The organism is Halorubrum xinjiangense (assembly GCF_049604745.1).
In the GTDB taxonomy this organism is placed as follows: domain Archaea; phylum Halobacteriota; class Halobacteria; order Halobacteriales; family Haloferacaceae; genus Halorubrum; species Halorubrum xinjiangense_A.
Genome location: NZ_CP187140.1, coordinates 3,047,514 through 3,060,094, shown reverse-complemented (window position 1 = coordinate 3,060,094; position 12,581 = coordinate 3,047,514). Strand labels below are relative to the sequence as shown.

Genomic DNA, 12,581 nt, shown 5'->3' with positions numbered 1-12,581 from the left:
GAGTCCCACCCCGCACCGCACAGCACCTCACGCCTCCCCAGCCTCGTCGGTGGTCCTCCGCTTCGCTCCGGACCCCCGACTCCCTCGCGCGTGCTGCTCGGCCGCAAAGCGGCCTCGCAGGCACGCGCCACCGCACCGCCGTTTGTTTATAAGGGGTTATTCGATCGCGCCGTCGCGCTCGACGTCCATCCCGAGGTCGGCCATGGCGTCGAAGAAGCCGGGGAACGAGACGTCGACGTGTTCGGCGCCGCGGACGGTCGTCGTCCCCTCTGCGGCGAGCGCGGCGACGGACAGCGCCATCACGATCCGGTGGTCGTGGCGGCCGTCGACGGTGGCCCCCTTGAGATCGCTCTCGTCGCCGTGGATCGTGAGCACGTCCGGCTCCTCGGTCGTCTCTGCTCCCAGCTTTTCGAGTTCCTCGGCCATCGCGGAGACGCGGTCGGTCTCCTTGTAGCGGACGTGCTCGCAGTTCTCGATCCGCGTGTCACCGTCCGCGACCGCGCCGAGCGCGGCGATCGTCGGGAGGAGGTCGGGCGTATCGCCCACGTCGACCGTGACGCCCGAGAGGTCGGCGCGCTCGACGGCGATCTCGCCGGCCTCGCGGTCCCAGTCGACGGGCGCGCCCATCTCCTCGACGATCTCGACGATGGCCGCGTCGCCCTGCGCGCTCGGTCGGGCGCCCTCGATCCGGACCGTCTCGCCGGGCGCGGCCGCGACCGCGCCCGCGCCGAGCAGGTACGAGATGGACGAGAAGTCGCCCGGCACGGCGTAGCTGCCGCCCGCGGGCTCGTAGGTCTGTCCGCCCGGAACGGAGAAGCCCGCGGCGCCCGCGGCGCCGTCGAGAGGATTGCCGGCCGCGTCGATTGGGGTCGCCTCGACGCCGAAGTCGGCGAGCAGTTCGAGCGTGATGTCGACGTACGGCGCCGACTTGAGGTCGGTCGTGAGCTCGACCTCGACCCCCTCCTCGGTGACCGCGCCGGCCATCAGCAGCGCGGTGACGTACTGCGAGGAGACGTCGCCCGGGAGCGCCACCTCGCCGCCTTCGAGGGGACCGGTGACGACGAGCGGGGCCTGTCCGTTCCCCCGCGTCGACTCCGCGCGCACGCCGAGCTCGTCGAGGGCGCCGAGGAGCGGGCCTTGCGGACGAGATCGGAGGGAGCCGTCGCCGGTGAGGATGGTCGTCCCGTCCGCGAGCGCGGCCGCGGCGGTGACGAGCCGCATCGTCGTCCCCGAGTTCGCGCAGTCGATCACGTCGTCCGGAACGGCGGGGCGGCCGCCGAACCCCTCGACTACGAGCGCGTCGGCGCCGGCGAGGTCGGCCTCGTCTAGGCCCGGCTCGGCCCCGCCGGTCGACACGTCTTCGCCCGCGGGCGCGACCGCTCCGCCGAACGCGGTCACGGCGCGGGCGGTCGCTCGCGTGTCCGCGGATATCAGCGGCGACTCGACGGTCGCGCCGTCGCTGTAGCCGGCGGCGAGCAGCGCGCGGTGGGTGTAGCTCTTCGACGGCGGCGCGCGGGCGGTCCCCCGGAGGTCTGAGCGCGTGACGTGGACGTCCATACCCCACTCTGCCGGCCGCGGCGACAAGTCGGTACCGACCGCGGCACGATTGCGCGCGGGGCGCGGTCGGCACACGTCCGCCCGCGCCACGGCGCCGGAACCCGATCGCGTCGTCGCGGCGCCGCGGCACACCCTTTATACCAACGGGAGCGTTAGCGTCGCGTATGCCCCAGTGTGAGATGTGTGGCGCCGAGGAGGCCTCGCTGACGACGACGAAGGTCGAAGGCGCCGAACTGGAGCTCTGTAGCTCGTGTACGGACTTCGGCACCGAGGTCCGCGACGAGTCGACGAGCTCCGGCGGCGGCAAGTACTCCACCAGCTCCAGCACCGGGAAGTCGTCCTCGTCGTCCGGGTCGTCGGGTGGCTCCTCCGGCTCTGGCGGCTCGTCGGGGAGTTCGACCCGTCCCCGCGACATGTTCGACGACATGGACGAGATCGCCACCGACTACGACGAGCGCATCCGAGAGGCGCGGGAGTCGAGCGGGCTGAGCCAGGAGGAGCTGGCCGACCAGCTCAACGAGAAGGCGAGCCTCATCCGCAAGCTCGAACGCGGCGACACGCTCCCGACCGACGAGGTCCAGCGCAAGCTCGAACGCGCGCTCGACATCTCGCTGGTCGAGGGCCAGTCGTCCGACGACGCCGACTGGGAGACGAACGACGCGGGCACGATGACGCTCGGCGACGTCGTCAAGCGGAAGGACTGACGCGTCCGCTCGCCTCAACCGACCCCTCCCCGTTTTTTCGCCTCCGCATTCGCTCAGAATCGTCGCCAGGTTCCGACCAGCAGGACCGCGAGCAGCCCGAACGCGGCCAGCGAGAGATTCGGAATCGTGAGTCCGAGGACCGGATCTTGCCACTGAACGGCCGCGCACGGCCCGCCGAGCGTACACTGCTCCTGCGTCGCTTGGAGATACGAGTGGTACGCGGCGAGGCTCAGGCCGACGGCCACGAGCGGCAGCGCGGTGCGCCGGACCGCCGGCCGCTCCTCGACCGCCGCTACGCCGAACACCACGACGAGCGGGTACATGGCGATCCGCTGGTACCAGCACAAATCGCAGGGCGTGAGCCCGAGTCCGAGACTGAACCAGAGGCTCCCCGCGGTCGCGACGGTCGCGACGAGCGTGGCGATCGAGAGCCACGCGGTCGGCGCCGACAGCCACGTAGTCGACGCCGACGGTCGGGCCGTCACGCCGGCGCGCCGCCGTCGTCCGTCTGCTCCGAGCCCCCGTACCGCTCGGTGAGGTAGTCGATAATGTAGTCGACCGTCTCGGGGTCGTAGCTCCAGAACCCGTAGAACTCGCCGGGGGCGCGCTCCTCGGCGAGCAGCGCGCACTTCGCGTCCTCGTAGCCGCCCCCGTCGTACGCGACGAACCACGTCTCGCGGATCTCGGCGGTCTTGCCGACGTGGACGGTGTAGTGTTCGACATCGGGCGCCTCGCCCTCGTCGGCGGCGTACGCGTGGACGTCGAGCCGCTCCTTCTCGCCGAGCAGGTCGTAGGTGTCCGCCTCGCCGGTGAGCACGTCGAGCGTCTGGAACCCCGCGTGGAGCTCGCCGTCGCCGACCCGCCAGGCGCGGTCTTCGATCTCCCGCGACGCGGCGACCATGTCCTCGCGGGAGTAGGAGGTAAACATCGTCTCGTCGAGGTGGTCCAACACCGGCCGCCCGACGCGGTCTCCGGTTGCGCCCGCGCGGCGCAGCTCGCCGTCTCCCGCGTCCCCCGCCTCCTCCGTCTCGTCTCCGCCGGGCCGCGACAACAGGTCGTCGACGGACGCGGCCGTGACGAACTCCCCGTCCCGCGCCAGCACGGCGAACTCCTCCGGTCCTGAGGCGGTCTGGTCGTCGACGATCCGGACGTTGCGGTCGGCGAAGTGTTCCCGGAGTTCGTCCGTCACCGCCGGATCGGCGTTGAACACGGTTAGCGTGGCCTCGTGCGCCTCCACGCCAGCGATGAGCTCGATGAGGGACATCCCTTGCCCGGACCCACAGCATCGGGGTATAAGGTCGTTTCTGCACCCGAAACCGCGAACGCCCCTCGGAACCGGGATTCGGGGTCGTGGCCGGAAGGCGAGTCTCCGAGCGGAGCGTCGCGAAGCATGAAGCTATTTGCGCCGCGGCCCCCGAGAGAGCGTATGTTCATCCTGGTGAACCTCAAGGCGTACCCGTGCGATCCGATCGAGGTAGCGAACGCGGCCCGCGACGTCGCCGAGGCGTCCGGCGCGCGGATCGCCGTCTCGCCGCAAGCGGCCGACATTAGCCGCGTCGCGGACACCGGCGTCGAGACGTGGGCGCAGCACGTCTCACCGAACGCGCACGGCTCGCACACGGGGTCGACGCTCGCCGAGGCCGTCGCCGACAACGGCGCCGAGGGGACCCTCATCAACCACTCCGAGAACCGGCTGAAGCTCGCCGACGTCGACGGCTCCGTGCGCGCCGCCGAGCGCGCCGACTTGGAGACGATCGTCTGCGCGAACAACCCCGCGCAGGTCGGCGCCGCGGCCGCGCTCGGCCCCGACGCGGTCGCCGTCGAGCCCCCGGAGCTCATCGGCGGCGACGTCTCCGTCGCCACCGCTGACCCGGGGATCGTCGAGGATGCGGTCGCGGCCGCCGAGGCCGTCGACCCCGCGGTCGACGTGTTCTGCGGCGCCGGCGTCTCGACGGGCGAGGACGTGTCGACCGCCGGCGAGCTCGGCGCCGCCGGGGTCCTGCTGGCCTCCGGCGTCGCGAAGGCCGACGACCCCGAGGCCGTGCTCGAGGACCTCGTGAGCGGGATCTGAGTCGGTAGTCCAAGCCGAAAATCTACGTCCGCGCTCGCGAACCCGCCGCGAGCGATCCCGACGGCCGCTGCGTTTGCGGATCTGTATAAAGACACCGATGTGAGCGACTCACACGATCGACAAATCGCACGACTGCGGCGGGTTCTCTCGTTCCGGAGTATGGCAGCATCTAGTAACCTTTAACCGAAACAAGCCGCTACCTATGAGCAAGATGGCGAGCAACAAGATTCTCGGTATCGACCTCGGTACCACCAACTCCGCGTTCGCGGTGATGGAGGGCGACGAGCCCGAGATCATCGCCAACGCGGAAGGCGACCGAACCACTCCGTCGGTCGTCGCCTTCGCCGACGACGGCGAGCGACTCGTCGGCAAGCCGGCGAAGAACCAGGCCGTCCAGAACCCCGACCGCACGATCCAGTCGATCAAGCGGCACATGGGCGAGGACGGCTACTCCGTCGAGATCGGCGACGAGGAGTACACGCCCGAGCAGGTCTCGGCGATGATCCTCCAGAAGATCAAGCGCGACGCCGAGGAGTACCTCGGCGACGACGTCAAGAAGGCGGTCATCACGGTCCCCGCCTACTTCAACGACAAGCAGCGCCAGGCGACGAAGGACGCCGGCGAGATCGCCGGCTTCGACGTCGAGCGCATCGTCAACGAGCCGACCGCCGCCTCCATGGCGTACGGCCTCGACGACGAGTCTGACCAGACGGTCCTCGTGTACGACCTCGGGGGCGGCACGTTCGACGTGTCGGTCCTCGACCTGGGCGGCGGCGTCTACGAGGTCGTCGCCACGAACGGGGATAACGACCTCGGCGGCGACGACTGGGACGAGGCGCTCATCGACCACCTCGCCGACGAGTTCAAGAACGACCACGGGATCGACCTCCGCGACGACCGGCAGGCGCTCCAGCGCTTGAAGGACGCCGCCGAGGAGGCGAAGATCGAGCTGTCGAACAAAAAGGAGACCACGGTCAACCTCCCCTTCATCACCGCGACCGACAGCGGCCCGGTCCACCTCGAACAGTCGGTCACCCGCGCGACGTTCGAGAACCTCACGTCGGACCTCATCGAGCGCACCGTCGAGCCGACGGAGCAGGCGCTCGCCGACGCCGACTACTCGAAGTCCGACATCGACGAGGTCATCCTCGTCGGCGGCTCGACCCGGATGCCGCAGGTTCAAGAGCAGGTCGAGGAGCTCGTCGGGCAGGAGCCGAAGAAGAACGTCAACCCCGACGAGGCGGTCGCGCTCGGCGCGGCAGTTCAGGGCGGCGTGCTCTCCGGCGACGTCGACGACATCGTCCTGCTTGACGTCACCCCGCTCTCGCTCGGGATCGAGGTGAAGGGCGGGCTCTTCGAGCGGCTCATCGAGAAGAACACCACCATCCCGACCGAGGAGTCGAAGGTGTTCACCACGGCCGCGGACAACCAGACCTCCGTCAACGTCCGCGTCTTCCAGGGCGAACGCGAGATCGCGGAGGAGAACGAGCTGCTCGGCGCGTTCCAGCTCTCCGGCATCCCGCCGGCGCCCGCCGGAACTCCCCAGATCGAGGTCTCCTTCAACATCGACGAGAACGGCATCGTCAACGTCGAGGCCGAAGACCAGGGCTCGGGCAACGCCGAGTCGATCACCATCGAGGGCGGCGTCGGCCTCTCCGACGAGGAGATCGAGGAGATGCAGGAGGAAGCCGAGAAGCACAAGGAAGAGGACGAGGCCCGCCGCGAACGGATCGAGGCCCGCAACGAGGCCGAGACGACGATCCAGCGCGCCGAGACCCTCTTAGAGGAGAACGAGGAGGAGCTCGACGACGACGAGCTCGTCGCCGACATCGAGGCGGCCATCGAGGACGTCGAGGACGTGCTCGAAGACGAGGACGCCGACACCGACGAGATCGAGTCGGCCACCGAGGCGCTCACCGAGGAGCTCCAAGAGATCGGCAAGCAGATGTACGAGGGCCAGGCCGCGCAGGCCGGGCCGGGCGGCGCGGGCGGCGCCGGTCCCGGCGGCATGGGTGGCATGGGCGGTGCCGGCGGTCCGGGCGGCGCGGCGGGCCCCGGCGGCGCCGGTCCCGGTGCCGACGGCGACGACGAGGAGTACGTCGACGCCGACTTCGAGGACGTGGACGACGACGAAGAGTAACTCCCCCCGACCCGACTTTCGAGGCCGCGACCCCGCCGCTTAAATCGACCCGTCGATCAACACCACTCAACCAACGCAACGCATGAGCGAAGATTTCTACGACGTCCTCGGCGTGTCGCGGGACGCCAGCGAGGAGGAGATAAAGAAGGCGTACCGCAAGCAGGCCGCAGAACACCACCCCGACGTCAGCGACGACGAGAACGCCGAGGAGCGGTTCAAGAAGATCCAGAAGGCCAAGGAGGTGCTCACCGACGAGCAGAAGCGCCAGCAGTACGACCAGATGGGTCACGACCGGTTCACCGAGGCCGACAAGCGCGGCGCGACCGGCGGTGGCGGCGGCCCCGGCGGCGCCGGCGGTCCCTTCGGGGGCGCGGGCGGTGCCGGCGGCGCAGGCGGGTTCGAGGACATCTTCAACCAGTTCTTCGGCGGCGGGGGCGGTCGCGGCCGCGGCGGTGGCGGCGGCAACCGACCGCGACAGGGCCGCGACCTCAAGACGGGCCTGACGATCGACCTCGAGGAGGCGTTCGAGGGCGCGACCAAGGAGGTCACGCTCACGCGGCCGACGACCTGCGACACCTGCGACGGCGCGGGCCATCCCCCGGACGCGGACGTGGAGACGTGCCCGCAGTGTAACGGTCGCGGACAGGTCCAGCAGGTCCAGCAGACGCCGCTCGGGCGCGTCCAGCAGACCTCGACCTGCCCCCGCTGTGAGGGCGAGGGCGAGCTGTACAGCGAGGACTGCGCCGACTGCGGCGGCGACGGCGTCGTCCGCGAGGAGGCGACGCTCTCGGTCGAGATTCCGGCCGGGATCCGCTCCGGACAGAGCCTCCGGATGGAGCGCGAGGGCGCGCCCGGCGAGAACGGCGGCCCGAAGGGCGACCTGCTGATCGAGGTCGACGTCGAGGTCGGCGACCGGTTCGAGCGCGACGGCGACGACCTCCGCGTCAACGAGGCGATCTCTTTCCCGCAGGCCGTCTTCGGCGACACCGTCGAGGTGGAGACGGTCGACGGCAGCGTCGAGATGGACGTCCCCGCCGGCACGCAGAGCGGCGAGACGTTCCGGCTCCAGGGGAAGGGAATGCCCCGGCTCCGGCGCCGCGGCCGCGGCGACCTCTACGTGCAGGTCGGCGTCGTCGTCCCCGAGTCGCTCAACGACGAGCAGCGCGAGGCGCTGGAGGCGTTCGCGGAGGCCGGCGGCGAGGACATCGACGTCGGCGGCGGCTTCTTCGAGAAGCTGAAGAGCTCCTTCTGACCTTCCGCGGCCCGTAGCTTTTCCGCCCTCCAGCCCCATCACCGACGCATGGGCTACGACACGACGGCCTACGACGACGTCGAACCGCGCGCGCCCGGGATGTACTTCCTCCGTGACGCGCTCGACTGCGAGCACCTCGGCGTGACCGTCGTTGAGGCCGACGACGGCTGGGAGGGGATGGAACACGACCACGCCGACGGCGACCACGAGGAGGTGTACGTGCTGCTCCACGGCGAGGCGACGCTCACCGTCGACGGGGACGCCGTCGACCTCGCCCCCGGCGATGCGGTCCGCGTCGACCCCGAATCCACCCGCGACCTCACCTTCTCGGCCGACGGCTCGAAGATGGTCATCGCCGGCGCCCCCTGACGCCGGCTCGATGATAGTCATCGCCGGCGCGCCCTGACGCCGGTCGCGACTCGGCTCGGTTCGGTCGGGGACTCTTCTCGTCGACGCCGCAGCGTTAAGGCTCGCGCGCCCCGAGAGCTGCGTATGGAACTCGTCGGGGACCTGCTCGCGCGCGACCGGCGCACCCGCGATACGGCGCTCGTCACGGCGGACGGACGGGAGCGGAGCCACCACGACCTGATCACGAACGGCTACAAGGCGGCGAACGTGCTCCGGTACCTCGGCGTCCGCGCGGGTGCGTCCGTCGCCGTCGACCCGACGCCGGGCTTTCACACGACGCTCGCGTTCCTCGGCGCCGCCGCGGTCGGCGCGCCGGTCCGGTTCGACCCGAAGGCGGGAATCGAGGCCGGCGACCGCGTCGTGCTCGCCCCGGTCGCGGCCGCTGCCGAGTTCGATCCGGCGCCCGGTACGAATCTCGCCGCGTTCGACGGCCCGCCCGAGCGCCCCGAGACCACGCACTGGGAGCAGGAGCTGTGGAGCGAGAACCCCGGGATGCCGCCGAGCGACGTCGACCCCGACGACGCCGCGATCGTCGGACCGGCTCGAGAGTTCAGCCACCGCGAACTGTGTTCGCTCGCCGCGGCCGCGGTCGAGACGGCCGAGATGGACGCGGAGACGCGTGTCGTCCTCCGGCGCCCGTTCTCCGATTCGCCGGCGGTCGCGGCCGGGCTCGTCGCTCCGCTCTCCGTCGGCGGGACCGCGGTGCTCGCGGCGCCGACCGGGGACGGAGAGGAGTTGGATGACGAACCGCGCGGCGACGTGGCGGTGGCTCTGGGTGATGTGAAGGTGCCGGAGCCGCGACGGATCGATCCGGCGTCGATCGCGTCGGCGGCGGAGTGACCCGTTCTGGCCCGGGTCGCGTCGGGCTCAGTCGTCCGCGGGGTTCGGCTCCGCGGCGGCCCGCTCCTCGTGTCGGAGACAGGCGGACTCGTGGTCGGACGCGTGGACCGTCGTCGCGGGCTCCTTCTCGGCGCACGGCGTCGTGATTTCATCCAAGAGGAATTCCCGCGCCATTTCGGCGTTATCACCCAGTAGAAGGTTCATCGCCTCCGAGAGCGTTTCCTCGAGGTCGGGGTCGTCGACCGTCTCGCTGATGTCGAACTCACGGCGGATCTCCGCTCGGATCTCTGAGTCGCTCGGGTCGGTTCCGCCGGCAGCGACGTTCTCACGGACCTGCTCGATATCTATCTCGCCAGTGGTAACCTTCTCGCGGAAGTTCAACAGCCCCCGCCAGTCGTCTTGATCGATGTCGACGCCGTCCGGCTGAATCACTTTGTGGCACCGGGTGTGGAACCGACAGCCGCTCGGCGGGTTCGTTGGGCTCGGGACGGTTCCCCTCAGCTCGATGCCGCCGATGCTCGCGCGGGGATCCGGTGTCGGAATCGACGACAACAGCGCCTCGGTGTAGGGGTGTTGCGGGTTGGTGAAGATCTCCTCGACCGGGCCGATCTCGACGATCTCGCCGAGGTACATCACGGCCACGCGGTCGCAGATCTGGCGGATCACGGACATGTCGTGGCTGATGAACAAAAGCGACAGGCCGAACTCCTCTTGGAGGTCGTCGATCAGCGAGAGGATCTCCGCCTGGATGGAGACGTCGAGCGCGCTCACCGGCTCGTCGGCGATGATGAGGTCCGGGTTCAACACGAGCGCCCGGGCGAGCGCGATCCGTTGTTTCTGCCCGCCGGAGAACTCGTGCGGGTACCGGTCGAAATCGCTCGCCGAGAGCCCGACGCGCTCAAGCAGATCCTCGACGATCGCGCGACGCCGGTGGCGGTCGCTCATCCCGTGAACCTTGAGCAGTTCGCCGACCCCGTTCCCGACCGACATCCGCGGGTCGAAGCTCGAGGACGGGTCCTGGAAGATCATCTGGGCGCCCCGCCGGAACTCCATCAGCTCGTCGTCGTCGAACTTCGTCACGTCGTTGGGATGGGTTCCATCGGAATTGCGGGTCGCGCTCCCGCGGTCGCCCCCGTTGAAGATGACCTCCCCGGACGTCGGCTCCTCCAACCGAATGACCGAACTCGCCGCGGTGGACTTCCCGCAGCCGGACTCGCCGACGAGTCCCAGCGTCTCGCCTTGGGCTATGTCGAAGCTGATCCCGTCCACCGCGCGTGCGGCGCCGACCTGCCGGTTGAAGATTCCCTTCCGGATCGGGTAGTGTTTCTTCAGGTCGCGAACCGAGAGTAGGGGCTCAGTCATCGGCCGGACCCACCTCGCTGTCGCCCTCCGCCGCGCCGGTCTCTCCGGCGATTCCGAACACCTCTCCGCCGATCACCGAGGGATCGCCGCCCGGACCGTAGTGGACACAGGAGACCCACTGCCCGGGTTCGACCTCGACTTCCTCCGGCTGCTCGCCGGTCCGGCACGCCTCCTCGGCGTACTCGCAGCGCGGCGCGAACCGACAGCCGTCCGGTGGATTGTGCGGATCCGGGAGCGTTCCCGGTATCCCGCCGCCCGTGCCACCGAACTCCGGCAGGCACTCCAACAGCTGCCGGGTGTACGGATGCGTCGGGTTGTCGAAGATGTCGAGGACGTTGCCGCGTTCCATGACCTTCCCGGCGTACATCACCACGATCCGGTCGGCGATCTGTGCGACGACGCCGAGGTCATGCGTGACGAACAGGATCCCCATTCCGAACTCGTCCTGTAGGTCGTCGAGCAGTTCCAGGATCTGCGCTTGAACCGTCACGTCGAGCGCGGTCGTGGGCTCGTCGGCGATGAGCAGGTCAGGGTCGCTCACGAGCGCCATCGCGATCATGATGCGCTGCTTCTGTCCGCCGGAGAACTCGTGCGGGTAGTCGTCGAACCGCGAGCTCGCGTTCGCGATCCCGACGCGGTCCATGAGTTCGACCGCCTTCGTACGCGCTTCTTCGTCGGAGACGTCCCGGTGGATCTGGAGCGCCTCGGTTATCTGCCACCCGACTGTGTAACAGTGGTTCATCGCCTCCTGCGGGTTCTGGAAGATGTGCGCGATCTCGTTGCCCCGGATCTGTCGGAGCTCCGACTCGGGAACCGACAGCAGGTCGCGCCCGTTGTACCGGACGGTTCCCTCGATCTCTCCCGGCGGGGTGTTGATGATCCTGGTGATCGACTCCGTCGCGACCGTCTTCCCGGAGCCCGACTCGCCGACGATACAGACGGTCTCTCCGGTGTCGACACTGAAATCGATCCCATCGACCGCGGTGAGCGTTCCGTCTTCGGTACTGAACGTCGTCGTGAGGTTTTCGACCTCGAGTAGTGGCTGATCGTCGGACATTATTCGCTCTCCGCCTCCGCTTCGGGATTCAACGCGTCCAACAGCGCGTCGCCGAGGAAGTTGAACGCGAGGATGGTTAAGAACAGCACGATGCCGGGCGCCAGCACGATCCACGGGGCGTACGAGAGGTCACTCCGACCGGCCGAGATGAGTTGGCCCCACGAGGGGACCGACGAGTCGCCGACGCCGAGGAACGCCAGCTGCGCCTCGAACAGCAGGAAGCCGGGGATAAGGAGCGTGAGTTGCGTGATGATGCTGCTCGCCACGTTCGGAACTACGTGGCCGCGGATCACCTGATACGTGCTCGCGCCACTGATGCGGCTCGCCTTGATGAACTCCTCTTCGGAGATCGACAGCGATTTACTGCGGACGTATCTCGCGGTTCCGCCCCATGCGAACAGGGAGAAAACGACGATGAACATCCCCAAGCCGCCGCCGTAGATGTACAGGATGAGCAGGAACATCAGGAACGTCGGGAACGAGAGGATGATGTCGACGAACCGCATCATGATCTCGTCGACCCACCCTCCGGAGTACGCGCTCAGCGTGCCGAACGTGATCCCGATCGTCGCGACGATGGTCGTCGTGATGAAAGCGATTTGCATGCTGATCGTCATCCCGTAGACGATCATCGTGAACACGTCCTTGCCGGCGTTCGTTGTTCCGAGCGGGTGCTCCCAAGTCCCGTAACAGCGCCCGTTCATCACTTCGCCGACACAGGTCGCCGGCGTCGATTCGACGACTGACGTGAACACCGGCGGCTGGTAGGCGATGAGCAGCTCCTGTTGCGGTGCGCTCATCACGAGCGGACCGATGATACCCCCGACGAACACGATCGCGAGCCAGATCATGCTCACGACCGCCGGTCGGTTACGCTTGAACTCCTTCCAGTAGTACCGCGTCATCCGCGGGTTCTGGTACAGCGGCAAGACGAGATACCAGAACGCCAACAGCAGCGTGAAAATGAAGAAGAAGTCGACCGCCTCCAGCGTTCGGTCGAGCCCGATGAACTCGAAGGTCGCGGTCCGCCGACCGGTGAACTGCCAGTCGTACACGGCGAGCAGCGCGACCGGGAGCGTCGTCAGCAGCATCCCGATCGAGTTGATCGACAGATCGAACCGCCCCGACCGCGAGAGGTCGCTCCAGTCGACTTGATCGAATCGTTCCGAGCCTTCAGTTGCCATTGTTTT

At 68.7% G+C, this 12,581-nt stretch carries 12 protein-coding genes; 6 read left to right on the top strand and 6 right to left on the bottom strand.

What is annotated here, in order from left to right; translation table 11 throughout:
* Positions 1-156: 156 nt before the first annotated feature.
* Positions 157-1,557 carry a 3-phosphoshikimate 1-carboxyvinyltransferase gene (gene aroA, locus ACOZ35_RS16520; protein ID WP_424014580.1) on the bottom strand — a complete coding sequence of 467 codons (1,401 nt, stop codon included), beginning with the start codon at positions 1,555-1,557 and terminating at the stop codon, positions 157-159.
* Between the two features lie 164 nt (positions 1,558-1,721).
* Between aroA and ACOZ35_RS16515 the strand changes: the two genes are divergently transcribed.
* Complete coding sequence (locus ACOZ35_RS16515) at positions 1,722-2,261, top strand: multiprotein bridging factor aMBF1 (RefSeq protein WP_424014579.1); 540 nt, start codon at positions 1,722-1,724, stop codon at positions 2,259-2,261.
* Between the two features lie 53 nt (positions 2,262-2,314).
* Here ACOZ35_RS16515 and ACOZ35_RS16510 read toward each other — a convergent pair whose 3' ends face one another.
* Entirely contained in the window at positions 2,315-2,746 is a 432-nt protein-coding gene (locus tag ACOZ35_RS16510) for a disulfide bond formation protein B (protein WP_424014578.1), read from the bottom strand.
* The gene (locus ACOZ35_RS16505; protein ID WP_424014577.1) at positions 2,743-3,525 is read right to left on the bottom strand and encodes a DICT sensory domain-containing protein; all 783 of its coding nucleotides are present in this window, start codon (positions 3,523-3,525) and stop codon (positions 2,743-2,745) included. Before ACOZ35_RS16505 ends, ACOZ35_RS16510 begins: the two co-directional genes overlap by 4 nt.
* Before the next feature lie 162 nt (positions 3,526-3,687).
* Here ACOZ35_RS16505 and tpiA point away from each other — a divergent pair, with 162 nt between their 5' ends.
* From tpiA to ACOZ35_RS16480, 5 genes are all read left to right on the top strand, one after another.
* Entirely contained in the window at positions 3,688-4,332 is a 645-nt protein-coding gene (gene tpiA / locus ACOZ35_RS16500; protein ID WP_424014576.1) for a triose-phosphate isomerase, read from the top strand.
* 202 nt (positions 4,333-4,534) lie between these two features.
* Positions 4,535-6,472 (top strand): molecular chaperone DnaK, encoded by a 1,938-nt coding sequence (gene dnaK / locus ACOZ35_RS16495; RefSeq protein ID WP_424014575.1) that lies wholly within the window; start codon positions 4,535-4,537, stop codon positions 6,470-6,472.
* Positions 6,473-6,554: 82 nt separating this feature from the next.
* Positions 6,555-7,724 carry a molecular chaperone DnaJ gene (gene dnaJ / locus ACOZ35_RS16490; RefSeq protein WP_424014574.1) on the top strand — a complete coding sequence of 390 codons (1,170 nt, stop codon included), beginning with the start codon at positions 6,555-6,557 and terminating at the stop codon, positions 7,722-7,724.
* A 48-nt stretch (positions 7,725-7,772) separates the two neighbouring features.
* Positions 7,773-8,093, top strand: a complete 321-nt coding sequence (locus tag ACOZ35_RS16485) for a cupin domain-containing protein (RefSeq protein ID WP_424014573.1) — start codon at positions 7,773-7,775, stop codon at positions 8,091-8,093.
* 123 nt (positions 8,094-8,216) lie between these two features.
* Positions 8,217-8,972, top strand: coding sequence for a hypothetical protein (locus ACOZ35_RS16480; RefSeq protein ID WP_424014572.1), 756 nt, complete (start codon positions 8,217-8,219; stop codon positions 8,970-8,972).
* 27 nt (positions 8,973-8,999) lie between these two features.
* Here ACOZ35_RS16480 and ACOZ35_RS16475 read toward each other — a convergent pair whose 3' ends face one another.
* Genes ACOZ35_RS16475 through ACOZ35_RS16465 form a run of 3 tightly spaced genes read right to left on the bottom strand, consistent with a single transcriptional unit; the run spans position 9,000 to position 12,575 of the window.
* Positions 9,000-10,334 (bottom strand): ABC transporter ATP-binding protein, encoded by a 1,335-nt coding sequence (locus tag ACOZ35_RS16475; protein WP_424014571.1) that lies wholly within the window; start codon positions 10,332-10,334, stop codon positions 9,000-9,002.
* Positions 10,327-11,391 carry an ABC transporter ATP-binding protein gene (locus ACOZ35_RS16470; protein ID WP_424014570.1) on the bottom strand — a complete coding sequence of 355 codons (1,065 nt, stop codon included), beginning with the start codon at positions 11,389-11,391 and terminating at the stop codon, positions 10,327-10,329. Before ACOZ35_RS16470 ends, ACOZ35_RS16475 begins: the two co-directional genes overlap by 8 nt.
* Entirely contained in the window at positions 11,391-12,575 is a 1,185-nt protein-coding gene (locus tag ACOZ35_RS16465; protein ID WP_424014569.1) for an ABC transporter permease, read from the bottom strand. Before ACOZ35_RS16465 ends, ACOZ35_RS16470 begins: the two co-directional genes overlap by 1 nt.
* Between the last annotated feature and the right edge of the window lie 6 nt (positions 12,576-12,581).